23 protein-coding genes are annotated in these 25,021 nt (G+C 44.9%); 20 read left to right on the forward strand and 3 right to left on the reverse strand.

The window, feature by feature from the left end; genetic code table 11:
• Positions 1 to 13: 13 nt before the first annotated feature.
• From QQL36_RS10460 to QQL36_RS10505, 10 genes are all read left to right on the forward strand, one after another.
• Entirely contained in the window at positions 14 to 1,780 is a 1,767-nt protein-coding gene (locus tag QQL36_RS10460; protein WP_321569684.1) for an ABC transporter ATP-binding protein, read from the forward strand.
• Positions 1,781 to 1,876: 96 nt separating this feature from the next.
• On the forward strand, positions 1,877 to 5,644 hold the full coding sequence (locus tag QQL36_RS10465; RefSeq protein WP_321569685.1) for a DUF3857 domain-containing protein: 3,768 nt from the start codon (positions 1,877 to 1,879) through the stop codon (positions 5,642 to 5,644).
• A 202-nt stretch (positions 5,645 to 5,846) separates the two neighbouring features.
• Complete coding sequence (gene atpB / locus QQL36_RS10470) at positions 5,847 to 6,920, forward strand: F0F1 ATP synthase subunit A (protein WP_321569686.1); 1,074 nt, start codon at positions 5,847 to 5,849, stop codon at positions 6,918 to 6,920.
• A gap of 38 nt (positions 6,921 to 6,958) precedes the next feature.
• Positions 6,959 to 7,231 carry an ATP synthase F0 subunit C gene (atpE, locus tag QQL36_RS10475; protein ID WP_083724053.1) on the forward strand — a complete coding sequence of 91 codons (273 nt, stop codon included), beginning with the start codon at positions 6,959 to 6,961 and terminating at the stop codon, positions 7,229 to 7,231.
• A gap of 173 nt (positions 7,232 to 7,404) precedes the next feature.
• Entirely contained in the window at positions 7,405 to 7,899 is a 495-nt protein-coding gene (atpF, locus tag QQL36_RS10480) for a F0F1 ATP synthase subunit B (protein ID WP_083724055.1), read from the forward strand.
• A gap of 18 nt (positions 7,900 to 7,917) precedes the next feature.
• Entirely contained in the window at positions 7,918 to 8,478 is a 561-nt protein-coding gene (gene atpH, locus QQL36_RS10485) for an ATP synthase F1 subunit delta (RefSeq protein WP_083724057.1), read from the forward strand.
• Between the two features lie 88 nt (positions 8,479 to 8,566).
• Entirely contained in the window at positions 8,567 to 10,144 is a 1,578-nt protein-coding gene (gene atpA / locus QQL36_RS10490; RefSeq protein WP_083724059.1) for a F0F1 ATP synthase subunit alpha, read from the forward strand.
• Positions 10,145 to 10,311: 167 nt separating this feature from the next.
• Positions 10,312 to 12,468 (forward strand): TonB-dependent receptor, encoded by a 2,157-nt coding sequence (locus tag QQL36_RS10495; protein ID WP_321569687.1) that lies wholly within the window; start codon positions 10,312 to 10,314, stop codon positions 12,466 to 12,468.
• Positions 12,469 to 12,534: 66 nt separating this feature from the next.
• Positions 12,535 to 13,128, forward strand: coding sequence for a hypothetical protein (locus tag QQL36_RS10500; protein ID WP_321569688.1), 594 nt, complete (start codon positions 12,535 to 12,537; stop codon positions 13,126 to 13,128).
• A 171-nt stretch (positions 13,129 to 13,299) separates the two neighbouring features.
• Positions 13,300 to 14,145 (forward strand): class I SAM-dependent methyltransferase, encoded by an 846-nt coding sequence (locus QQL36_RS10505; protein ID WP_083724065.1) that lies wholly within the window; start codon positions 13,300 to 13,302, stop codon positions 14,143 to 14,145.
• Between the two features lie 145 nt (positions 14,146 to 14,290).
• Here the strand turns inward: QQL36_RS10505 and pdxA are convergent, their stop codons facing one another.
• Positions 14,291 to 15,355 (reverse strand): 4-hydroxythreonine-4-phosphate dehydrogenase PdxA, encoded by a 1,065-nt coding sequence (gene pdxA, locus QQL36_RS10510; protein WP_083724067.1) that lies wholly within the window; start codon positions 15,353 to 15,355, stop codon positions 14,291 to 14,293.
• Between the two features lie 85 nt (positions 15,356 to 15,440).
• Here pdxA and rsmA point away from each other — a divergent pair, with 85 nt between their 5' ends.
• The 4 genes from rsmA (at position 15,441) to QQL36_RS10530 (ending at position 18,272) form a co-directional block, all read left to right on the forward strand.
• On the forward strand, positions 15,441 to 16,193 hold the full coding sequence (gene rsmA, locus QQL36_RS10515; protein ID WP_321569689.1) for a 16S rRNA (adenine(1518)-N(6)/adenine(1519)-N(6))-dimethyltransferase RsmA: 753 nt from the start codon (positions 15,441 to 15,443) through the stop codon (positions 16,191 to 16,193).
• Positions 16,190 to 17,119 (forward strand): NAD(P)-dependent oxidoreductase, encoded by a 930-nt coding sequence (locus QQL36_RS10520; protein ID WP_083724071.1) that lies wholly within the window; start codon positions 16,190 to 16,192, stop codon positions 17,117 to 17,119. Before rsmA ends, QQL36_RS10520 begins: the two co-directional genes overlap by 4 nt.
• A gap of 197 nt (positions 17,120 to 17,316) precedes the next feature.
• Entirely contained in the window at positions 17,317 to 17,790 is a 474-nt protein-coding gene (gene greA, locus QQL36_RS10525; RefSeq protein WP_083724073.1) for a transcription elongation factor GreA, read from the forward strand.
• An 83-nt stretch (positions 17,791 to 17,873) separates the two neighbouring features.
• Positions 17,874 to 18,272: an HIT family protein gene (locus QQL36_RS10530; protein WP_083724075.1), complete on the forward strand. Its 399-nt coding sequence runs from the start codon at positions 17,874 to 17,876 to the stop codon at positions 18,270 to 18,272.
• Here the strand turns inward: QQL36_RS10530 and QQL36_RS10535 are convergent.
• Together QQL36_RS10535 and ruvC are read right to left on the reverse strand one after the other, a co-directional pair.
• The gene (locus QQL36_RS10535; RefSeq protein WP_083724077.1) at positions 18,250 to 18,957 is read right to left on the reverse strand and encodes a response regulator transcription factor; all 708 of its coding nucleotides are present in this window, start codon (positions 18,955 to 18,957) and stop codon (positions 18,250 to 18,252) included. The two genes, QQL36_RS10530 and QQL36_RS10535, sit on opposite strands and share 23 nt — an antisense overlap.
• A gap of 142 nt (positions 18,958 to 19,099) precedes the next feature.
• The gene (gene ruvC / locus QQL36_RS10540) at positions 19,100 to 19,660 is read right to left on the reverse strand and encodes a crossover junction endodeoxyribonuclease RuvC (RefSeq protein WP_235643754.1); all 561 of its coding nucleotides are present in this window, start codon (positions 19,658 to 19,660) and stop codon (positions 19,100 to 19,102) included.
• Positions 19,661 to 19,814: 154 nt separating this feature from the next.
• Here ruvC and QQL36_RS10545 point away from each other — a divergent pair, with 154 nt between their 5' ends.
• The 6 genes from QQL36_RS10545 (at position 19,815) to QQL36_RS10570 (ending at position 24,986) form a co-directional block, all read left to right on the forward strand.
• Positions 19,815 to 20,684, forward strand: a complete 870-nt coding sequence (locus QQL36_RS10545) for a hypothetical protein (protein ID WP_415751056.1) — start codon at positions 19,815 to 19,817, stop codon at positions 20,682 to 20,684.
• Between the two features lie 8 nt (positions 20,685 to 20,692).
• Entirely contained in the window at positions 20,693 to 21,484 is a 792-nt protein-coding gene (locus QQL36_RS10550; RefSeq protein ID WP_083724083.1) for a DUF3108 domain-containing protein, read from the forward strand.
• Between the two features lie 77 nt (positions 21,485 to 21,561).
• Entirely contained in the window at positions 21,562 to 22,263 is a 702-nt protein-coding gene (locus tag QQL36_RS10555; protein ID WP_083724085.1) for a response regulator transcription factor, read from the forward strand.
• Between the two features lie 70 nt (positions 22,264 to 22,333).
• On the forward strand, positions 22,334 to 23,026 hold the full coding sequence (locus QQL36_RS10560) for a response regulator transcription factor (protein ID WP_083724087.1): 693 nt from the start codon (positions 22,334 to 22,336) through the stop codon (positions 23,024 to 23,026).
• Positions 23,023 to 24,387 carry a HAMP domain-containing sensor histidine kinase gene (locus tag QQL36_RS10565; protein ID WP_321569690.1) on the forward strand — a complete coding sequence of 455 codons (1,365 nt, stop codon included), beginning with the start codon at positions 23,023 to 23,025 and terminating at the stop codon, positions 24,385 to 24,387. Before QQL36_RS10560 ends, QQL36_RS10565 begins: the two co-directional genes overlap by 4 nt.
• 119 nt (positions 24,388 to 24,506) lie before the next feature.
• Complete coding sequence (locus QQL36_RS10570) at positions 24,507 to 24,986, forward strand: hypothetical protein (RefSeq protein WP_083724091.1); 480 nt, start codon at positions 24,507 to 24,509, stop codon at positions 24,984 to 24,986.
• The last annotated feature ends 35 nt before the right edge of the window (positions 24,987 to 25,021 follow it).

The following is a 25,021-nucleotide window of genomic DNA, read 5'->3' on the forward strand; positions in this document are numbered from 1 at the left end:
AAGCGATATTAGGGTGGAAAAATCAGCGGAAAAGAAGAAAGTATTCGATGTCAGTCTATTAAGGCGCATATTCAGTTTTACATTTCCTTACAGACGTTCCTTTTACATTTCAATGTTTTTGACGGTATTACTGGCAGTGATCTCGCCCATGCGACCTTACCTGATCCAGCTTACTGTCGATAAGTACATTGCCAATCAGATGATGCAAATGTTGATTACCATCTCCATCATCCAGGTTGGTTTACTGTTGCTGGAAACAGTATTTCGTTTTTACTTCTCGTACCTGACCAACTGGCTGGGACAGTCAGTAGTGAAAGATATGCGTGTAGCAGTGTACAAAAAGATCGTTCATCTCAACCTCGCTTTCTTCGACAAGACCCCCATAGGCACGCTTACCACCCGCACCATCAACGATATCGAGGCTATTAACGACGTATTTTCCGAAGGATTAATTTCCATCATCGCAGATATGCTCATGATCGTAGCTATCCTCGGTGTGATGTTCTACGAAGACTGGCGGCTCACGTTGATCAGCCTGTCTCCATTCCCGATCCTGATCATAGCCACTTATATCTTCAAGGAAAGCGTGAACAAGTCATTCTTCCGTGTTCGAAATGCAGTGGCGGCATTGAATGCATTTGTGCAGGAGCACCTGACAGGGATTGTGATAGTACAGGCATTCTCCGCAGAGAAAAGAGAATTTGCCCGTTTCAAACATATCAATAAAGAACACAGGCAGGCCAACGTAGATGCGATCTTCGCTTATTCGGTCTTCTTTCCGGTAGTAGAAATTATTCTCGCCATCTCCCTTGGATTAATGGTGTGGTGGGGGGCAAATAAGGTACTGAATTACGAAGTGACACGGGGTGTGATGATTGCATTTATTATGTACCTGAACATGCTGTTCCGTCCACTGCGTATGCTGGCAGATAAGTTCAATACTTTGCAGATGGGGATGGTGGCCAGTGAGCGTGTGTTCAAGATCATGGATAGTGACGACTATATTCCTGATACTGGACAGGAGAGTGCTGCGAAGATGCGTGGTGCGATCACGTTTGATCATGTCTATTTTGCTTACAAGGATCAGGAATATGTATTGAAGGATATCAACTTCCACGCGGAACCGGGTGAGACCATCGCCATTGTAGGGCATACGGGATCAGGGAAGACGACCATTATCAGTATCCTGAATCGTTTGTACGAGATTCAGCAGGGAGTTATCCGAATAGACGGAACAGACATTACCAAGTATGGCTTGCAGTCGTTGCGCAGCAAGATTGGCGTAGTACTACAGGATGTATTTCTCTTTGCTGGTTCTATTTATGAAAACATTACACTCCGTAACCCCGAAATTTCAAGGGAGCAGGTAGAGCAGGCGGCCCGCCTCATCGGTATGCATGAGTTCATTATGCAGTTGCCGGGAGGGTATGATTATCAGGTGATGGAAAGGGGAAGTACCCTTTCACTGGGACAACGTCAGTTGATATCATTTGTAAGGGCTTTATTATATGACCCTGCCATTCTTATACTGGATGAAGCCACATCATCGGTAGATACAGCGTCTGAAATGTTGATCCAGCGGGCTATTGATAAATTGATTTCCGACCGTACCTCCATTGTGATTGCACACCGTTTGTCTACCATCAGCAAGGCAGACAAGATCATTGTGCTGGACAAGGGAGTGGTGAAGGAAATGGGTTCACATGAAGAGTTGTTGAAGCTGGAAGGGTTTTATTTTAAGCTGCATAGTATGCAGTTTAAACAGCCGGATACGATATAAGAGTATGTGTTTTGGGGCCTGGCGGCGAACCTGGAATGAATAGAATATTAACCCTTTTTTTGTTATTTTTATTAGAATAAACTCCCCTACCTATTTATGAGAAGTACGATGAGAGTGCTATTATGCTGTATTGCGTTCGTAGCGGTCACCACCCAAACCCATGCTGGCGATTATGAAAAAGCGTGGGAGGCACTGCACAAAAACGACAAAGTACACGCTTATGAACTGTTCCGGAAAGTACTGAAGAGTGACCCGGTCCACAAACAAAACGCTATTGCCGCCCTGATTCTGCTGGAAAGCTATGATGGGCGCGGTGATACATTCCTCAACAGGTATCCTTCGCCATTTACGGTGATCACCGACCTTAACCCGTATACCTACGCTTTATGGTTCACTGACGGTATCTTCGGCGCTTATGGCATCAAGAAGGGGAAGCAACTTGATAACCTGAACACAGTAATTACCGACAACCGCTTTAACGGTTCGCTACATGCTGCGGCTAAGTATTACAAAGGGCTCCATCACCTGATAGGCATGCAGCTAAAGGAATCCGGTAATATGTACAGCCAGATTGGCGCCTTAGGCAACTGGCAGTTCGTTGGTTCCTTTGACAACATCAGCGGTAGTGGTTTTAACAAAGACTACGGCCCGCTGAAAGAGCCTAATACCGGAAAAGGCTTTACCTCTTACAATAACACACATATAGACTGGTTCAAACCAGCGGTGACGGACAGTGCCGGCTGGCTGTTCGTAGGCACACTGTTCCCTGCTGCCAATTCAGTTGGGTATGCACAGACTTTTGTGAATTCGCCGGTAGATCAGGATGCGATCCTTTGCCTGGGTGGCAATGGTAGTCTGAAGGCCTGGCTGAATGATAAATTGCTGATTGCACAGGAGGATGAAATTGCTACAGAGCTGGATAAATTCAATGTACGTGTACACCTGAAGAAAGGTTACAACCGTGTACTGGTGCAGATAGGCTTTACGAATCCCGGTTCCAACTTTATCGTTCGTCTTACAGATGATAAGTATGAAACCCTGAAAGGGCTTACCACAACTGATAAGGTAGAAACTTACCCTGTAGATAAAACTACAGATGTACCGGAATTGCTACCACACTTTGCTGAAGCATATTTCAAAAAGCAGGTAGAGAAATATCCGAACGATCCTATCTATGCTATTCTGTTGGCTAAAGTATACAACCGTAACCAGCAATATGATAAAGCAAAAGATGCATTGTTTAAATTCTTTGAAAAGGATCCGCAGGACCCGCTGCTGGCTTATCAATACCTGGAATGCCTGTCATCCAAATACGACAGAACTGACATCTCTGCACTGGTAGAAATGCTGAAACAGATAGATCCTGAAAATACGCTTGTATTGCAGGGGCATGAGTCAGAACTGGAAGATGAAAAGAAATGGAATGATGCACTGGAAGTAGTGAACAAACTGGAAGCCCGCGAAGGACAAAGTCTCTGGACGATCTCGAAGAAAATGTACCTGCATGCAAATCTGCAACACGTAGATAGCATGGTCACCATGTTGAAGAAAGCATATGAACTGTACCCGGATGAATACGATGTGGTAAGTGGCATGTATGCATATAACCAGAAGATGGTGAGAGACCCGGCAGAAGCCATGAGAATACTGGAGAAGTACCTGGCTGGTCACAACAATACCAAAGTGCAGGAACAACTGGCAGAGGATTACTTTCAGCAGAAAGAACCTGAAAAGGGGTTGGCTGTATTACGTAATATCATCAAGACGGCGCCGTATGAACTGTATGTGTATTCACCAATTATCACGCACTTCTTTGCAGCACAGCAATATGATTCTGCTATTCATTATCTGGAAATAGAACATGCTATCAGCCCATACAATTCAAGTCCGCTGGGTACTATAGCTGCCTGTTATCTGCAAAAGGGAGATAAGGAAAAAGCATTGGATTATTACAAACAGGCACTGGCCCTCTATGCAGGTGGTACGACTTACAGAGAGAAGATCCGTGAGCTGCAGAATAAGCCGGATGTATTCAGTTACTTTCCCAAAATGGATTATTACGCAGCAATCAACAAGGACCTGAAAGCACCGCAGGATACAGCAAAGAGCTATTACTACATCTTCGATGAAGAGAATGTAGTACTCTATGCAGAAGGCGCCAGTGAACAGGTGACGAATACGGCTATCTATATCAACAAGAAAGATGCGATTGATCAGTGGAAAGAAATTTCCATTCCTTACAACAGTACTTATTCAGACCTGACCATCATCAAAGCAGAAGTGGTAAAAGCGAATGGTACCAAGATTTCTGCAGAAACCTACGACAATGATATTGTATTCACCCGTCTGGAACCAGGTGATGTGATTTACTATAATTACAAGGTGGCCAACTTTGGGATTGGTCGTTTAGGACGTGAGTACTGGGATAAGTTTTACTTCCAGGCGACAGTGCCTACCAGGCTGGCGCGATATAGCCTGATGGTGGCTGCGCCGCTCAGCATCAACTATGTGATGAAGAATGCAGATGACGTGAAACCTGTAGAAAGTCAGCATGAAGATTTCCACATGTATACCTGGGAAATCAAGAACGTGCCTGCTTTCAAAGACGAATCTTACAGTCCTTCACTGGGTGATATTGGCAAGGTATTGCATGTATCTACTGTAAAATCCTGGGATGTGATTGCGGAGTGGTACAGTGATGTGACCCGTCAGCAATCCAAAGAGAACTTCGATGTGCTAAAGACGTTGCAACGGATCTTCCCGAATGGTGAAGAAAAGAAGCTGAGCAATGATGAGAAGGCAAAACGCATTTACAACTTTATCGAGCAGAATATCAGTTATAGCTCAGTGGCTTTCAGACAGGGGGCATATATCCCACAGCGGGCAAGTAAGACCCTTGCCACCCGTTTGGGAGATTGTAAAGATGTGAGCACCCTTTTTGTATCCCTGGCCCGTAAGGTAGGGCTGGATGCCAACCTGGTGCTGGTGAGTACACGTCGCAACGGTCAGCAGGGCATGGTATTACCATCTATGGAGTTCAACCACTGTATCGCCAGATTCAAGGATGGGGAGAGTTATCGCTACCTGGAGCTGACTGATAACCAGTTGCCATATCATGCACTGCCCCAGAATGACATCAGCGCGCAGATCCTGAATATTCCATTTAACTACGATACAAAGGAGACGATTAGTCTGCTGAAGCCGACTGATAAATACGATGTGAAGCTGAACCGCCAGACTAAAATAGATGTGGGTGCTACGGACCTGAAGGTAAAGACTTCCATGACAGTGAATGGAGAGCTGGCTTCCAATATGCGTGGCCGCTTTGCGGACAAGGATGAGGAGGAGATGCGGAAAGCGCTGCAGCAGAGTGCCGCCAGCCATTACAAGAACCCGGTGACACTGGATAGTTTTGAAGTGGCGAACCTGGATAACCTGGAGGATTCCGTGACGATCAGTACGACCTATACCGTTAAGAATGAGGTGATTGGAGTAGGAGACATCAACATGATCAAGCCACCGTTCATGGATGTGGTGGCTACCAGCGATGTATTCAATAATGAGGCCCGCCAGTATCCGTTTGAATACTGGTTGTACGAAAATACAGATCGTTACACAAGTGAGATAGAGCTGAACCTGCCAGCGGGAAAAACCTTCGACCAGATACCTGCGGATGTAAAAGCGACCTTCAAGGATATGAAATATGAGCTCACTTACCACAAGGTAGCGCAGGGCAAACTGATCATAAACAGGTCGTTCATGACGAACATCATGGACAACATTCCGGCATCTGAGGTTGGTCAGATGAAAGATTTTTTCAACTTGATAGTCAACGCAGAACAAAAATATATTTCCTTTAAATAGGATAAACGGTATGACGAAAGTCGGGTAGGCAATGTATTATTGCATTAATATGTAATGTGACATTGTTTTCCCGGCTTTCCTTTTTTCGTCGTCCCCTTTGTTTAATTATAATTCTGGTTATCTTTGCGCAAAATTTCAGAAAGCGGTGATTTCCTCCAAACTGTTTAAACTTAAGCTGGTAGCACTTATTGCAGTTTTCTGCATGAGTGGGTATAGTACGTTTGCAAACCCGACTGAGGGCGAGCCTCATGAAAAGAAAGGGTTTAATGCCAAAGAGGTGATCCTTGGCCACGTTAAGGATGCCCATGACTGGCATCTGTTGGACATTGCAGGCACTCCTGTAACGATCCCTTTACCTGTTATCATTTATAGCAAGGAAAGAGGGTTATCCACTTTCTCGAGCTCGCAATTCCACCATGGACATGCTTCGTACGACGGTTACCGTCTGGTAAACGAGCACTACCTGGAAGAAAAGGGTCTGGCTGCTAACAAGTACGTTCCTGGTAAAGTCATTGCAGTAGATGCAAATGACAATCCAACGAATGAAGAGATCTATGACTGGTCGATTACCAAGAACCTGACTTCTATGCTGATCGGTGCTATTTTGCTGATCTGGATTATGACAAGTGTAGCGAAAGCTTATCGTGTCAGAGGTTCCAAGCAAGCGCCAAAGGGTATGCAAAGCCTGTTGGAGCCTGTGATCATCTTTATGCGTGACGAAGTTGCCAAGCCAAATATTCCAGGTGCTTATGAAAGATATACTCCTTTCATTCTCACAATCTTCTTCTTTATCCTGATCAACAACTTGTTGGGTCTGTTACCTGGTGGAGCGAACGTAACCGGTAACCTGGCAGTAACAGCTGCGCTGGCGCTGATTAGCTTCCTGGCAACGATGTTCAGTTCTAACAAGCATTTCTGGGCTCACACCCTGAATCCTCCTGTTCCGGGATGGGTAAAACCAATCCTGGTGCCAGTTGAAATCATCGGTATCTTCACTAAGCCGGTGTCTCTGATGATTCGTCTTTTTGCGAACATCCTGGCAGGTCACATCATCATCCTGAGCATTATTTCTCTGGTATTCATCTTTGGTTCACTGCAGCCAATTGCTGGTTTCGGTTTTGCACCGATTACGATTATATTCAATATCGTAATGATGATGCTGGAATTGCTGGTAGCTTTTATCCAGGCTTTCATCTTCGCTAACCTGACAGCTGTATTCATCGGTCAGGCAATGGAAGGCGGTCATGATGATCACCACGAGGCAAAACATCACTAAGATCAAAATTCGTATTAAACAATAAATACACATTTATCATGGCTATTTTAACTGTTTTATTGCAGGCTTCTACTGAAGCAGCTGCTTCTGCTGCTGGTCTGGCAAAAGCTGGTGGTGCTGTTGGTGCTGGTATCGCTGCTATCGCAGCTGGTATTGGTGTTGGTAACATCGGTAAGAGCGCGCTGGAATCTATCGCTCGTCAGCCTGAAGCTGCAAATGACATCCGTGCTAACATGATCCTGGCAGCGGCGCTGGTAGAGGGTGTTGCCCTGTTCGGCGTTATCGCAGGTCTGCTGGCAGTAGTGCTGTAAGGCCAAAACTTATTACTGCATCCGGCGCACAGGGCAATGGATGCAGTAATCTCTATCTTTAAAAAAGATCGCTGATCTGGCAGTATACCGGTAAAAATGTTTGTGTATTGCATTGGTACACTGGCATCATCAGCAAGAAAAAAATAATGCGAACCAAATAAATTCTAATAATCATGGATCTGTTGCAGCCCGCGTTAGGCTTGTTTACCTTCTCATTAGTTATATTCATCATTCTTTTCATTATCCTGAAGAAGTTTGCATGGAAACCGATCCTCTCTATCCTGAAGGAAAGAGAAACCTCTATATCTGACTCAATCGCAGCTGCTGAAAGAGTAAAAGAGGAAATGGCTCAGATGAAAGCTGAACATGAGCACGTACTGGCAGAAGCTAAAGCTGAAAGGAGCAAAATCCTGAAAGAAGCTAAAGACGCTAAAGATCACATCATTGCTGAAGCTAAGACACAAGCTCAGGCTGAAGCTAAGAAGATCATCAGCGAAGCTTACACTGCTATCGACAACCAGAAAATGGCTGCCCTGACTGATGTTAAAAATCAGGTTGGTAAACTGGTTATTGAAGTAGCTGAGAAAGTGCTGCGTAAAGAACTGTCTGACAAAAAAGCTCAGGAAGGTTATATTAAAGAACTGGCAGGAGACATTAAATTAAACTAAGAGCTAATCGCTATATATATGCGGAATCCTCGTTTAGCATCCAGGTATGCAAAATCTTTGATAGATCTGTCCTCTGAAAAAGGACAGCTGGAGGCTGTACAGGCAGATATGCTCTTCCTGCAGCAGCTCTCAAAAACAAATCCTGATGTGGTGAATTTGCTGAAAAGTCCCATCATCAAGCCTGATAAAAAACAACAGATCCTCGCTGCCATCTTCGACAGCCGTGTGAGCGCCATGACTTCCGCTTTCATTAAGTTGCTGGTAATCAAGGGAAGGGAAAGCAATCTGCCTGAGATCGCAGGTGAATATCTGCGTCAGTACAATACACTGAAAGGTATCAGTAAGGTGAAAATCACCACTGCTGTACCAGTAGATGCAAGTGTACTGAATGTGATCAAGCAGAAAGCAGAAGCAGGTTCAGACAAGAAGATCGAACTGGAATCAGCAGTAGATGCTGCCCTGATCGGTGGTTTTGTACTGGAAACAGAGGACAAACTGTTTGATGCATCAATACTGCGTGATCTGAATGACATCAAAAAGCAATTCGCAGGTAACATCTATGTTCCTGAACTGAAATAAAACAATTTACAGCAGCCGCTGCGTACCCGCAAAGCTGTTGTCGTTATACATCAATTTATTTAACGACTCTTTCTAAAAGTATATCACTATGGTGGAGATAAAACCAGATGAAATTTCGGCGATATTACGCCAGCAACTAAGCAACTTCAATGCTGCTGCTGACCTCGAAGAGGTTGGTACCGTATTGCAGGTGGGAGATGGTATCGCACGTGTTTATGGTTTGAACAACGTTCGTTCCGGTGAACTGGTAGAATTCGAAAATGGTGTTCAGGCGATCGCGCTGAACCTGGAAGAAGATAACGTGGGTGTGGTATTGATGGGTGAATCGGGTGACATTAAAGAAGGTAACAAAGTACGTCGTACCGGTAAGATCGCCTCTATCAATGTAGGTGAAGGCATGGTAGGTCGTGTAGTAAATACCCTGGGTGCTCCTATCGATGGTAAGGGCCCAATCACTGGCGAACTGTATGAAATGCCACTGGAACGTAAAGCTCCGGGTGTATTGTTCCGTGAGCCGGTAAAAGAACCACTGCAGACTGGTATCAAAGCGATCGATGCGATGATCCCTGTAGGTCGTGGTCAGCGTGAGCTGGTGATCGGTGACCGTCAGACTGGTAAAACTGCCATCTGTATCGATACCATCATCAATCAGAAAGAATTTTACGAAGCTGGCAAGCCAGTATATTGTATTTATGTAGCGATTGGTCAGAAAGCCTCAACAATCGCAGGTGTAATGAAAACCCTGCAGGATGCAGGTGCTTTGGCTTACACTGTTATCGTAGCTGCTTCTGCTGCTGATCCTGCTCCTTTGCAGTTCTACGCGCCATTTGCTGGTGCTGCTATCGGTGAGTTCTTCCGCGATAGCGGTCGTCCTGCACTGATCGTATACGATGATCTGTCTAAACAGGCGGTTGCTTACCGTGAGGTATCTCTGCTGCTCCGTCGTCCTCCTGGACGTGAAGCTTATCCTGGTGACGTATTCTACCTGCATAGCCGTCTTCTCGAGCGTGCAGCGAAAATCATCAGCAAGGATGAAATCGCTCAGCAGATGAATGACCTGCCAGAATCAATCAGACACCTGGTTAAAGGTGGTGGTTCCCTGACGGCATTGCCAATCATCGAAACGCAGGCTGCGGATGTATCTGCATACATCCCAACCAACGTAATCTCCATCACTGACGGTCAGATCTTCCTGGAGTCTAACCTGTTCAACGCTGGTATCCGTCCGGCTATTAACGTAGGTATCTCCGTAAGCCGTGTGGGTGGTAACGCTCAGATCAAATCCATGAAGAAGGTAGCTGGTACCCTGAAACTGGACCAGGCGCAATACCGTGAAATGGAAGCGTTCTCTAAATTCGGTGGTGACCTGGATGCTGCTACCAAGCAGGTACTTGATAAAGGTGCCCGCAACGTGGAAATACTGAAACAACCTCAGTTCTCTCCGTACACTGTAGAAAAACAGGTAGCAATGATCTATCTGGGTACAAACGGTCTGCTGCGTGAAGTTCCGGTTAGGAATGTGAGGGCTTTTGAAGAGGCTTTCCTGAATGAAATGGACGTTCGTCTGCCAGATGTAATGGCTGAGTTCAAGAAAGGTAACCTGCCTGAAGAAGGTTTGAAGAAAATGGTTGCGCTGGCTAGCGAACTGAAACCAAGATTTGCATAAGCCTATCAAGGTAAGAATATAAGAGAACGGCCTCTCCCTTTGGGTGAGGCCGTTCTTTTTTACCGACTGTTCACCCGCTTTTACCGGCAATACTCCCTACATTTGCCTTATATGGATTGATAGCCCCCTGGCCCCGATGTAGCTTTGTTAAAAATTCAACACCCCCTATGTGTAAGTTTTACCTAATTCTGTTTTTATCAACCATCCCGACAGCTGTTCTGCAGGCGCAAACAAAGATCAGTGGAAAGATCACCGACAAGAAAAATCATCCATTACAGGGAGTGAATATCTCCATTAAAGACGCTTACGACGGTGCTACCAGTGCCGCCGACGGTACCTTCTCTTTTACAACCGACGTCACCGGCGAACAAAGTGTTTTTTTCAGTTTAGCCACTTATCAGACACAGGAACAAAAAGTAAATCTCTCAGGTCCCGTGACACTGAATATCATTTTAAGAAATGATATCAGCCAGCTCAAAATCGTGACCATCTCCGCAGGGAGTATTGAAGCCAGCAGCGAGAAGAATAATACTGTACTGAAACCGCTGGATATTGTAACCACTGGTGGTGCGATGGCAGATATTGTGAGTGCATTAAAGACATTGCCGGGTACACAGCAAACCAATGATAAGGAAGGCCTTTTTGTACGTGGTGGTACCGGTTACGAAACACAGACATTTATAGACGGATTACTGGTGCGTAATCCTTTTTATTCAGGGTTGCCTGATATGCCGGGAAGAGGGCGTTTTTCACCGTTCCTGTTTAAAGGCACGACCTTTAGCAGTGGGGGGTATTCAGCTCAGTATGGACAGGGTTTATCTTCTGCACTGGTATTGGAATCACAGGATCTGCCGGAACGTTCTTCCTATTCACTGGGTGTATCTCCGATTGGTGTGAGTGGTGGATTGGATGAACTGGCAAAAGATAAGAAAGGCTCTTTTGGTATAGAAGCTGACTACACCAACCTGGGACCTTATCTGAATGTGATCAAGCCTAAGTTTGAGCCGAGTGTGAATCCAGAGATCATTGGTACTTCTGCTAATTTCAGAAGGAAAACATCTGCTACAGGCATGCTCAAGTTCTATGGGTATAGCAACTGGACACATATGGGGAGTATTCGTCCCAGCTTTGAATATGCAGGGGATAAGGAGTTGTTTGAAATGAAAAATCAGAATGTGTATACGAATCTAAGCTATAAGGAGTTATTAAATAATGACTGGAAGATAAATGCAGGGGTATCATTTAGTACGAATACAGATAGGATCACTTTAGATACGGTGCCGAAGAACCCCGACCCGATGAAGATCCATAACCTTTCACAACTGGCTCAGGGTAGAGTGATGCTTACAAAGAACATTGGTAATTTCTCTGCACTGCGCTTGGGTGGTGAGTATCAGTATGCCGTGGAAAACGCTGAATACAATGGATATAAGGCGAACTATACAGATAATTATTCTGCTGCATTTGCAGAAGGTGATATCTACTTCACACCACAATTTGTAGGTCGTGTAGGTGGTCGTATGGAATACTCATCGAAGATTGGTAAAATGAATCTGGCACCGCGTGTATCATTAGCGTATAAGTTAGATCAGAATAGCCAGGTGTCATTAGCTTATGGTGATTACTATCAAAAGCCGGAGCAGCAATACCTGCGATTCAAGCCAGATTTGGATTACATGAAGGCTACGCATTACATCGCCAGTTTCCAGCGGGTAGCCAATAACTATACACTGCGTGTGGAAGCGTTCTATAAAAAGTATCATCACCTTGTGAAGACAAGTCCGGATACAGTTACTAACGGTACTGGCTATGCAAAAGGCATTGAACTCTTCTGGCGTGATCGTAAGAGTGTGAAGAACCTTGACTATTGGGTATCTTATTCTTATCTCGATACCAAGCGTAACTATCTCACTTATCCATATGAAGTACAGCCGGACTTCGCTGCAAAGCATACTTTCAGCGTAGTGACCAAATACTATATTTCATCTATCACTACTAATATTGGTTTGACATACACCTTTGCTACAGGTCGTCCTTATTATAATCCGAATCTGCCTGTGAGCCAGTTTATGTCGCAAAAGACCATCGATTATAATTCAGTCGGATTGAGTGTCAGTTATCTGACATCTATTCACAAAGCCTTTACCATCCTCGTATTATCTGTGAATAACATCGGTAATTTCAAACAGGTATATGGCTATCATTATTCAACAGATGCGTTGCGCAGGGAAGCGATCACACCGAATATTCCCCGCTTTATTTACCTGGGTATGTTTATGAGCTTTGGTATAGACAGGCGTCAGGAAACGATTGATAACTTATAAAATCTAAACTTGTATATGATGAAAACTTTTGTTCTCTCCTTCTGCCTTTTAGTAACTACATTTTCTATGACTTTTGCGCAGAGCGCGCAATATGAATCAGCCATGAACAAACAGATTGCACTGCTGGATGATCCCGCCAACCGGGGGCCTGAGAAGATGCAGGAAATTGCCAACACCTTTGAGCGTATTGCTGCTGCTGAAAAGACACAATGGTTACCTTATTACTATGCTGCTTATTGCTATGTGATGAATGCACTGATGGAGAAAGATAAGAGCAAGGTGGATATGATCGATGATAAGGCGCAGGCTGCCATTCTGCAGGCAGACGCGCTGAGTCCTAAGAATGATGAGATCTATTGCATCAGGTCATTGATCGCTACAGCACGTATTGGTGTGGATCCGCAAACAAGAGGTATGCAGTATGGTACGGAAGCTGCTACCTGGCTGGCACAGGCTGCGCAGATCAATAAAGAGAATCCACGTGTGGATATGCTGCAGGGACAATCTTTGTATTATACACCGGAACAGTTTGGTGGCAGTAAAGAGAAAGCGAAAGAGAAGTTTACAGTAGCGCTGAAGAAGTTTGCAGCATTCAAGCCGGCAAGCGGGATTGCGCCACATTGGGGAGAGGAGTATACCAGGCAGTTATTAGCAAAATAAATAAATTTATAATTAAATGGACCTGCATGCGCAGGTTCATTTAATTATAAATCAAGCCCAACAGGGAGGAATGGCGAAGCCATTCCTCCCTGTTGGGCTTATATCCCTGTTATTACATTTCAGTCTTTACCGTTAACTTTAAAACACACGTTAACCTAAAAACTGAACCCCATGAAAACCGTGGAAAATAAACTCTCCGTGGCTTCTTCTTCCGCCTTATTACTCTCTGTAGTAAAAAGCCTGTACATGGATGGCTGGGGGCATGCATACTTATCACACATTGATTTCAGTGCTGTAGAAAAACCGGCAGAAGAGCTGTCAAGGATCACGCCTTTATTCAGTGAGATCTTATTGCTTCGCAAACAGATGGTGCGCTACCTGATCAAACAGCTTATGATAGAACACCCCCATCAGCAGGTATGCATATTAGCAGCGGGCCTGGACCCTCTGGGGCTGCAGATTGCAGAATACTTTCCCGAACAGCTTACCAGCATTTATGAAGTGGATACCTGCCATATGCAGGAAAAACAGGCGCTCTATGCCGCCGTGTCCTACAATGACGCCCGCCTGCATACATTACATGCAGACATTACCCACACACAGCAAATGATGGAACTACTGATAGCCGCAGGCTACAGACCGCATGAACCTACCCTCATCGTATTTGAAGGTATCATGCATTATATTCCCGAAGAGCATTTTCTGAAAGTGATGCGTTGTTTTTGTTCCAGGGGGCGGAACAATGCGGTGATTATGGATTATACCATTCCTGAGGAGGAGATGCCGGCTTCTTTTATATCCCGGGCAAGGGCATTGTCAGATATTATGGAAAACAATATTGGGGCTTATACACGGGCTTATAGCCGTAAGAAGGTGATGAACCTGCTCTCATTGTTAGAAGCGGAAATAACGGGTGTTTATGACATGCAGGCAACGGAATATGTATTGCACGGGTATAACAAGTGGTTCAGGAGCAGGGGAGAGGGGTTGCTGGAAATGGCAGCATTTCATATTTAAGGAAAGCATTCCAAAAATAAAATGGCGGGGTATTATCAGGTGTCAGAAAAAAACTTCATGAAAGAGGGAATTCACCAACGGGGGATGAAAAGCATTTTCAAAAAACATGGCCGTCCCGAAGTTTTGAGACGGCCATTTTTCTATGCTATTCAGAAGCTAATTCAATTTTCTTGAGTGGGTTCAGCGTGTTCTCGTCATACTGTTCTCTCTTCTCAATAATATCCAGACAGGAGAAGATCGCCTGGCGGAAAGAAAAGTGATCTGCCAGGTTTTTACCTGCAATATCAAATGCAGTACCATGGTCAGGAGAAGTGCGTACGATAGGCAGACCTGCCGTGAAGTTGATCCCTTCGCCGGTAGCCAGTGACTTGAATGGTATCAGGCCCTGGTCGTGGTACATAGCCAGTACGCCATCGAAGGCGGCGTGCATATTCCTTGCAAAGAAGGCATCGGCGCTATAAGGGCCAAAGCAAAGAATACCATGGTTCTTTGCATGGTCAATAGCAGGGATGATCTCTCTCAGTTCTTCGTCACCGATCAGGCCATCATCGCCGGCATGTGGGTTCAGACCCAGTACTGCAATGCGTGGCTGGTCGATACCAAAGTCTCTGATCAGGCTATCTTTCATCATGGTCAGTTTGGCCAGGATGTTTTCGCGGGTCACATATTTTGCTACATCACGGATAGGTACATGCTCGGTGAGCAATCCTACACGCATATTATCGGCAGTCATAAACATGAGCACATCTTTTGCTTCAAAGGCATCTCTGAGGTAAGGGGTGTGACCAGTGTAATTGAACTGCTCGCTCTGTATGTTCTTTTTGTGGATCGGAGCGGTCACCAGACCATCTATTTCACCGTTTTTCAGGCATTCGATGGCGACTGCGAGGGAACGGGCAGCGTATTTACCGCCTGTTTCATTCAGTATACCTGGTGTGATCTGTACTTCTTCTTCCCAGCAGTTGAATACATTCACCTGCTTGTGGTTCAGCCTGGAGAATTCTTTCAGACTCTGATAGTTGAAGTTGTTCTCATTCATCAACTTGCGATAGAAGTTGATCGTCTTGTTGGAAGCAAATATCACCGGGGTACAAAACTCCAGCATTCTGTTATCCGCAAAGGTCTTGATAATCAATTCGGCGCCAATGCTGTTAATATCACCAACGGTGATACCAATTACCGGCTTGTTTGTCTGGGCGTTGCTACTCATGCGTTTTGAGAAATAATGGGCAAATATAACAAGAATTAAGGGAGAAACTTATTCAAACTGATTTCCGTAATTTTGACACCTGAACATGTATACACTTAAAAAATCGCTTGGGCAGCACTTTCTCAAGGACGAAAACATCTGCAGAAAGATTGTTGATTCACTACCTGTAATTCCGAATCAGCAAGTGCTGGAAGTGGGGCCTGGTGCGGGCGCCATTACAAAATACCTCCTTGAACTGCCAGATACTTCATTCAAGGCTGTAGAGCTGGACACTGAAAAGGTAGCATACCTCCAGAAGACATATCCCGCCATTCAGGGAAAGCTCATTAATGAGAGTTTTCTGGATGTGAAGCCGCCGTTTGAGGGGAAATTCAATGTTATTGGCAACTTCCCGTACAACATTTCTTCCCAGATCATGTTTCGCATACTGGACTGGAAGGAGCAGGTACCCTGTGTAGTCGGGATGTTCCAGAAAGAGGTGGCTTTGCGCATTGCTGCAAAGCATGGGAATAAGGACTATGGCATTTTGAGTGTGTTCATTCAGGCTTATTACAGGGTAGAATACCTGTTTGAAGTGAGTGAGACCTGTTTCAATCCGCCTCCGAAGGTGAAGTCGGCAGTGATTCGTTTGCACAGGCTGGAAGAGAATTATGATATTCAGAATGAGCGGAAATTTAAGAACCTGGTAAAAACTGCTTTTGGCCAGCGTCGTAAGCAATTGCGAAATCCGTTAAAAACATTATTTGATAAGGAAGTACTACAGGACAGCATCTTTACCAAACGGGCAGAAGAGCTGACCGTAGCAGATTTTGTAGCATTATCCCACAAGATGATATGAGCAGGAAAGTATTAATTACAGCTAAAGCGCACAATTACTTAATTGACAGGTTGGAAGAGAAGGGATTTGAAGTCAGCTACCAGCCTGCCATTACATACGAGGAGCTACTTGGAGCTATTCACGAATACGTAGGATTGATTGTAACCACCCGCATGAAGATAGACCAGCCTGTTATAAACCGTGCATCGCAATTGCAATGGATCGGGCGACTGGGTAGCGGTATGGAGCTGATCGATGTGGCGTATGCGGAGAGCAAGGGTATTCATTGTGCCAGCAGTCCGGAGGGAAACAGGGAAGCGGTTGGTGAGCAGATGGTTGGTATGCTGTTGTGTATGATGAACAATGTGCTGAAGAGTAACCTGGAATTGCGCCAGGGCATTTATGAAAGAGATGGGAACAGGGGTTTTGAAATAGGCGGCCGTACGGTAGGCATCATTGGGTATGGTAATACTGGCAGTGCTTATGCGCGTAAGCTGAGAGGCTTTGAGCCAAAGATCCTGGCTTATGATAAATATAAAACCGGTTTCAGCAACGATCATGTACAGGAAGCGACGATGGAGCAACTGTTTGCCGAAGCTGAGATTGTGAGTGTGCATCTGCCACTGACAGCGGAAACCAGACACCTGGCGAACCTTGCCTTCTTCCGTTCCTTCCACAGACCCATCTGGTTCCTGAATGCGGCGAGGGGGAAGATCGTGCACACACCGGATCTGATCCAGGCGCTGGAAGAGGGATTGCTGAGAGGGGCGGCACTGGATGTACAGGAGAATGAAAAGCTGGCTACTTATAGTCAGGAAGAGAGAGCGCAGCTGCAAAAACTGCTGAATTTTCCGAATGTAGTGATGACACCGCACATAGCGGGATATACCCATGAGGCGAGCATTAATATGGCCAGGATTGTGTTAGAGAAGTTGCATGTGATATAAGCTTGCAGGGAGAATTTATCATTAGGAATGCTTACAATTCCGGGATGGCAGATTCATGCATTAAGATTACCCTATATGTGACATTCTTTAGGGGATTCAGCATTTTTTCGTTATATTTGCTTTAATACAAATTTACAACGCTTCTGTGCAAACGGGGGCGTTGATTTTTTTTCTTTATTCTTAAACTAAATAACGTTATGTCTGGTATTAACTACGTTACCAAGGAGACCCTGGACCAGATGCGTGAAGAGCTCAATTTCCTAAAAACAAAAGGCCGGGCAGAAATTGCCAGGGCTATTTCGGAAGCCAGAGAGAAAGGTGACTTGAAGGAAAATGCGGAGTATGACGCAGCAAAAGAGGCGCAGGGTTTACATGAGGCCAAGCTGGCCACACTAGAAAATGCGATCGCTACTGCCAGAATAGTAGACGCAGAATCCATTGATACCTCCAAAGTATCTATTTTATGTAAAGTGACTATTACAAATGTAGGTACTAAGAAAACCGTGACCTATCAGTTGGTGTCGGAGAAAGAGGCGGACCTGAAAGCGAACAAGATCTCAGTGACTTCTCCCATTGGGAAGGGATTGCTGGGCAAAGTGATAGGTGATGTTGCAGAAATCTCTACTCCTAATGGTGTAATTAAACTCAAGGTAGAGGATATTACAATATAATAATCTCTCTGAAGATATCAGGGCCTTCCGTATCATGCGGAAGGCTTTTTTTTTACCTTTAAGCTTCTTTAAAAAACCGCATTATGTCATCTGTATTTACGAAAATCATCAACGGTGAAATTCCCAGCTACCGTATAGCTGAGAATGATAGTTTTTATGCTTTCCTGGATATTTTTCCATTAGTGAAGGGGCATACATTGATTGTTCCAAAGGTGGAGATAGACAAATTCTTCGATGTGACGGATGATTTGCTGGGCGAGTGGTTGTTGTTTGCTAAGCCAATTGCGCAGGCGATAGAGCATGCATTTCCATGCAATCGTGTAGGTATGAGTGTGGTTGGTTTGGAAGTACCGCATGCACATATGCATCTGATACCTATTAATTCAATTGACGATATGAACTTCCAGCGTCCTAAGCTCAAGCTGTCAGAGGCTGAGTTCAAGGCTGTTCAGGAGCAGATTACAGCTGCCCTGGCACGTTAAAGCGGAAGCCTACACCATGGAGGGTTTCCAGCTTTATAGCGGGATCTGTTCTGAAATGTTTCCTCAGCTTGGTAATGAACACGTCCATACTGCGGCCCAGGAAATAGTCATCTTTGCCCCAAACGTGGAAGAGGATCTCTTCTCTTTTCAGCGTTTTGTTAGCATTATCGCAAAGGTATTTGAGCAGGTCAGCTTCTTTTTGTGTAAGCGTGCTGGAAACCTCTCCGTTCTTTTCGCGAAGAATGAGGTCATTATAGTCAAAGGTGAGTTTGCCGATGTTATACTGCGTGCGTTTCTCAGTCGTAGTGTTTACGGCACTTTTGGTTCTTTTCAGGAATACTTCAATGCGCAGCAAGAGTTCCTGCATGCTGAATGGTTTGGTAATATAGTCGTCTGCTCCTGTTTTAAATCCTTTAATTTTATCTTCATCCATTGCTTTCGAGGTGAGAAAGAGGATAGGAATGAAGTCGTTTTTTCTCCGGATTTGTTCTGCCAGTGTGAAACCGTCTTTTTTGGGCATTACCACATCCAGTAAACATATATCAAAGGTTCGTAACTGGAACTGCTCCCAGGCCATTTGTCCGTCTGTGCTATGTACCACATCGTAGCCTGCTTCTTCTAATCGCTTCTTTGTTACCGCACCAACATTTTGATCATCTTCCACCAATAGGATTCTTGCTTTCATAGCTTGATGCTGATTATATAAAATACCATAGTTTATGGCGTATAGCTCCATGTGTCATCAGGGGGAGCGAGTTATGAAGATTTTGATTCAAAGTAAATACAATTTATTAACTTCTGGAAAACCTATACGCTAATCCCTATAATTAACCGACTATACGACCAGGATTTTTCTGTAGAAATGCGTCCCAACCCTTTGCCTTGCTGGTATCGGGCATGACGGTGGACTCCTGGAAAAAATGGCAGACAGCCACTGCGACAGCATCTGTAGCATCCAGATAATCAGGGCGTTCTGAAAATTTCAGGATCCTTTGGAGCATTTGCCAGATTTGTTCTTTATTAGCATTACCATTGCCGGTAATGGACTGTTTTATTTTTTTGGGTGAATACTCAGTCACTGGTACGCCGGCCTGCATGGCAGTAGCGATGGCCACCCCCTGTGCCCTGCCCAGTTTGAGCATACTTTGTACGTTCTTACCAAAAAAAGGGGCCTCAATTGCGCAGGAAGCCGGTTTATGCAAGCGTATCAGTTCATTTACACGGGCGTGTATCAATTGCAACCTTTCGTAGTGATCTTTGTGACGGGATAGTTTTAACACATCCATTTCCAGCAGGCTGGCTTTCGTCCCTTCCACCAGAATGAGTCCGTAGCCCATTACCAATGTACCCGGATCAATACCGAGAATTATTTTCGACTTGTTTGCCAACCACAGTTTATTTTTGCCAAAATCTTGATGTCTGAACAAAAATACCAAAATAATTCTCAATTACCTGCTGGGAGCAGTCCTTTTTACCTGGTTAGCCTGGTCCATTTATACCCAACTGCTCCACCAACCTAATTTAAAGAGTTCTCTTCAGCAAATGGTAGATACCCTTGAGCATAAAGGCGTTGTGGCCATGCTATTGGTTTTGATAGGCATGCTGGTCAACTGGGGGCTGGAAGCCCGCAAGTGGCAAATGCTGATCCAACCCCTTCAGCCCATGTCGTTTTTTCGTGCGTTCAGGGCCATTCTCTCTGGTGTCTCATTTTCCATCAATACACCTAACCGAATCGGAGAATATGGGGGGCGGGTACTCTATGTCCGTAATAATAGAAGCAAATTAAAGGCAATCGCTGCTACAATGGTGGGTAGCTTTAGCCAGCTCATAGTTACTATTATCTTTGGGTTAACTGGCTTTGTCTACTTTGTGGCTAACTTCACGCCAGTCAGGGCTGAGCATAGTACGGGCTATTCCATATGGGAAAAAATATCGTTTGGATGCCTCCTGATAATTTGTGGCTTGATCATATTGTTATATTTTCGGCTGCAGATCATCCTATCAATCTTTGAAAGAATACCATTGTTAAGGAAGGCCCGGATCTTTGTGCAAATTATTGTTCGTTACTCCGATACAGACCTCGAACACTTATTGCTCCTCTCGGCCTTACGGTATATGGTCTTCTCGGCACAGTATTTGATTTTGCTAGACACATTGGGCGTGGAAATGCTGTGGTGGCAAGGATTTTTGATGAACGCTGTCATTTATCTCGTTATGGCTATGGTTCCAACCATCGCCATCGCGGAACTGGGTCTGAGAGGCAAAATAAGCCTGTATTTCATGGGATTCCTCAGTATGAACAGTCCTGCTATCATAGCTGCAACCGTCATTATCTGGTTGGTAAACCTAGTGATACCGGCCATTTTAGGTAGTGTGCTGTTGCTGGGAATTAAGATTTTTAAGGAAAAATAGCTTCGTCAATGCGGTTCATTCTACTCACAGTTGTTTTTAGTCTGGCCATTATCCGCCCCCTGTATGCACAAAACGAATTTTGTGGTATCACGAATACCAGCTTTAAAGCAGGCGAGAGTATTACGTTCAAAGTTTTCTATACCCTGGGAAGAGTATATATTGGTGCCGGTGAAGCTACGTTTAACTGTAATCTTGAAAAGTTCAACGGCAAAGACGTCTACCACATCTCCGCAGAAGGTAAGACTTACAGAACCTACGACTGGTTCTTTAAGGTCCGCGACAAATACCAGAGTTTTATAGATACGGCCAATATGATGCCCATGAAGTTCCTCCGCGATGTAGAGGAAGGCGGGTACCGGCTACATAATGATGTAAGCTTTTATCAGGCACAGCATACCGCAGTCAGTACCAAAGGCAGTTACAAGGTGCCCCCCTGCGTGCAGGACGTGATCAGCGCTATCTACTACGCCCGTAATATTGATTTTAATAAATATAAGCCAGGCGATAAGATCCCTTTCAATATGTTCCTCGACGACAAGGTCTACAACATCTATGTACGCTATATTGGTAAGGAAATCGTAGAAACCAAGTTTGGTAAGTTTCGGGCCATCCGGTTCGCCCCCCTGCTGCTGCAAGGTTCTATGTTCGAAGGCGGGGAGAAAATGAGCGTATGGGTAAGTGACGATGGCAATAAGATCCCTCTCCGTATTGATAGTCCTATCTCCGTGGGTAGTATTAAGGTAGATATGATCGGGTACAAGAATATTCGCTATCCATTTTCCTCTCTCATCTCAAAATAATCGCAGTTGGGCTTATTTTAACTTTATGTGAACATCTGACTGACTATATTTGTTTGTACATTAATACTTTATTATATATGGAAGAACGTAAACCAAAGATATTACTGGCAGAGGATGATACCAACCTGGGTATGGTGCTCAAAAATTATCTTGAACTGAACGATTATGACGTGGAGTTGTGCCGTGATGGCATTCTGGCGCTGGCTGCCTTCAGGAGGGAGAAATTTGACATTTGCCTGCTGGATATCATGATGCCTAATATGGATGGTTTTAAACTAGCCGAGGAAATCCGGGATGTAGATCCTGATATTCCTTTATTCTTCCTCTCTGCCAAAACAATGAAAGAAGACATCATCCAGGGATATAAGCTGGGTGCTGATGACTATATTGCCAAGCCATTTGACAGTGAACTGCTCCTGTTGAAGATCAAAGCGATCCTGAAAAGAAACCAGGAACTGAACAGCAAAGAGGAAGATATACACGAATTTAAAATAGGTCGCTACGAATTCAATTCCCGACTGCGTACCCTGGCCCGCGATGGTGAAACACATACGCTCTCTCCAAAAGAGAACGAACTGTTACGCATGCTGTGCGAGCATAAGAATGACTTGCTGCCACGTGAACTGGCGCTGAAAAAGATATGGGGCAGCGATACTTATTTCAACGGTCGTAGTATGGACGTGTATATTGCCAAGCTGCGCAAATACCTGAAGGAGGATACGAATATTGAAATCGTGAACATTCACGGTAACGGTTTCCGTCTGGTGGTGAAAGATTAGACTTTAAAATAGCTCTTAGGCTGACTGAAAAGATTCGTATCTTTTCAGTCAGCCTTATTTTTGATAGCGCATGAAATTATTGTTAATAGAGGACGAACCGGCAGTTGTATCCTTCATACACCGATATCTTACTGAAGCAGGATATGATGTGACTGTAGCCATGGATGGGCCCACCGGTCTGCAAATGGCCATGGAACATCCGTTTCAGCTCATCATACTCGATGTGATGCTACCGGGCATGAGTGGAATTGCCGTGTGCAAGGAACTGCGCACCCAACAAAATAAGACCCCCATCCTGATGCTTACCGCACTGGGTTCTACGGAGAATGTAGTATCCGGACTGGATAGCGGGGCAGATGATTACCTGATCAAACCCTTTAAACAGGCGGAGCTGCTGGCCCGGATCCGCTCTTTATTAAGAAGACAACCGGACAATACTGTCGCCGTTCTTCCTGCTGCCAACCTGCTCAAACTCGCCGACCTGGAACTGAATACAGATACTAAAAGCGCCAGCCGTAGCGGGGAAAGCATCACACTTACTGCTACAGAATACCGGCTGCTGGAATATTTTCTGCGCAATCCCCGTCGTGTGTTGTCAAGAATGGAGATCCTGGAAAATGTGTGGGGCATCGACTTTAATATGAATACCAAGGTAGTGGATGTATATGTGAATTACCTCCGCAGGAAAGTAAACCGAAAAGACCTGCCAGCCCTTATCCAGACTGTGGTTGGTATGGGTTATATGCTGAAAGAAGAAGCATGAGTATACGTGTCAAAATACTGATCCTGTTTACTGCACTGACAGTTTTTATCATCACGCTGATAGCTGGTGGTGCTTACTTTCTCGCCAATCAATACTCTTTTACTGACTTTTATAAACGTCTTGAAATACGCGCCATCGTTGCCGCGCGTGCTGCCCTGATCAAAGACAGAGATAACAGTGCTACCTATACGGAAATCCGTAATGAGCACCTGGAACGTATGCCTTATGAAAAGGAATACTTCCTGAAGCTGGATAAGGAAGGGCATTTTAACCGCCCCACTTCATTGGCTGCCCTGCCTGGTTCTTTCTTTGAAATGGTACAGTTGCAGGGGAAAGCGAATCATCGTAGTGGTGATATTTTCTTTACTGGTGTTGAATTTGGCTCAGATCCTGACCGCTATATCGTGATTGTCTCTGCCCGCAATGACTTTGGCCGCCGTTACATGGCGGATCTGAAGCACGTACTGACCATTTGCCTGGGTACTGCCGGCATACTGGTACTGGCAGCGGGGTTCTTCTTTTCGAGATACATTCTGCAACCCGTAAGGGTCATGACTGCCCAGGTAAAAAACATCAGGGCCCATAACCTTCACCTGCGGCTGGATTCGCCTGATAGTAACGATGAGATGTTCGAACTGGCACAGACGTTCAATAACATGCTGGACAGGCTGGAAACGGCTTTCGAAACACAGAACAACTTTGTAAGTAATGCCTCTCATGAACTGGGAACACCGCTCACCGCTATCATTGGCGAAGCGGAACTGGCATTGAATAAGCAACGCTCAGATGCGGAATACAGGCAGTCCATACAAGTGATACTGGGAGAAGCCGAACGCCTGGAACACATCACAAAGAGCTTGCTGCGCCTTGCCCAGACAGGGTTTGGCGGTAAGGGCCAACAACGTGAACGGATACGGGTGGATGAGCTGATCTTCTCCGTAAAAGATACCATTGACCAGATCAATCCTGATAATAAAGTAGAAATAGATTATTCCATGTTGCCGGAAGATGAGGCAAAGCTCTTCATTCTGGGAGATGCGCAGTTATTGCACCTGGCATTCAGCAATATTGTACAGAATGCCTGCAAGTATTCTGATAACCACCCGGTGAGTGTGGCTTTGGCCGCTACTGATACCAATATTATCCTGTTGATCCAGGATCAGGGGATTGGTATTCCTGCATCTGAATTGCCATTTATCTATGATCCTTTCTTCCGCGCTTCTAATACAAGTGGTTATAAAGGATATGGTATCGGGTTGCCATTATCCCGTAATATCATCCGTCTGCACGGGGGCAATATCATTGTAAACAGCCAGCAGGGCAAGGGAACAGAGATAAGGATCACCCTGCCGGTAGCGTAGTTCTTACCGGTTTCTTACCCCATTTTACCGGATTCTTACCACATTTTTAATCTTCTTTTATCTCCTGCTTACGGGTTCTTAATCTCGTGGAAATAGTTTTGTGTTATAAATCAAAGCACATGAAACATATTTTGATCCCTACAGATTTTTCCATCAGGTCTCTTCGTGTAGTTCATCATGTTGTAGATCGCTTTGGGGCTGGTGAACCCTTGAATATTGTGATGATGCATGCATTGCAGATGCCGGGTTCTATCATGGATCTGATGATGTTGTCAAGGAGGTCATCACACTATGATCTGATCACCGAAGATTATAAGGAGGCCAGTGAAATATTAAAGAATAAATATGGCTCAGCCATCCGGTCGCTGAAAACCGAGTTTCTGATGGGCCGCAGCAATGGGGTGTTCCGCAACTTTTTGTTGTACCACAATATTGATGCGATTGTATGTCCTGCTGAATTTAATTTCCGCAAGGCATCACCCAACAGTTATGATCCGGCAGCACTGATCAGGAAGAGCAACCTACCCGTACACCATGTATCGCTGAAGAAGAAAGAGCGGATGCTGGTGTCGGCAATGTCAGAACTATTTGAAATATAGATGTGTCTGTTTGAGTAGTGCTCTTTCCCTTTAAG

It is taken from the genome of Chitinophaga sp. LS1 (genome assembly GCF_034274695.1).
Taxonomy (GTDB): domain Bacteria; phylum Bacteroidota; class Bacteroidia; order Chitinophagales; family Chitinophagaceae; genus Chitinophaga.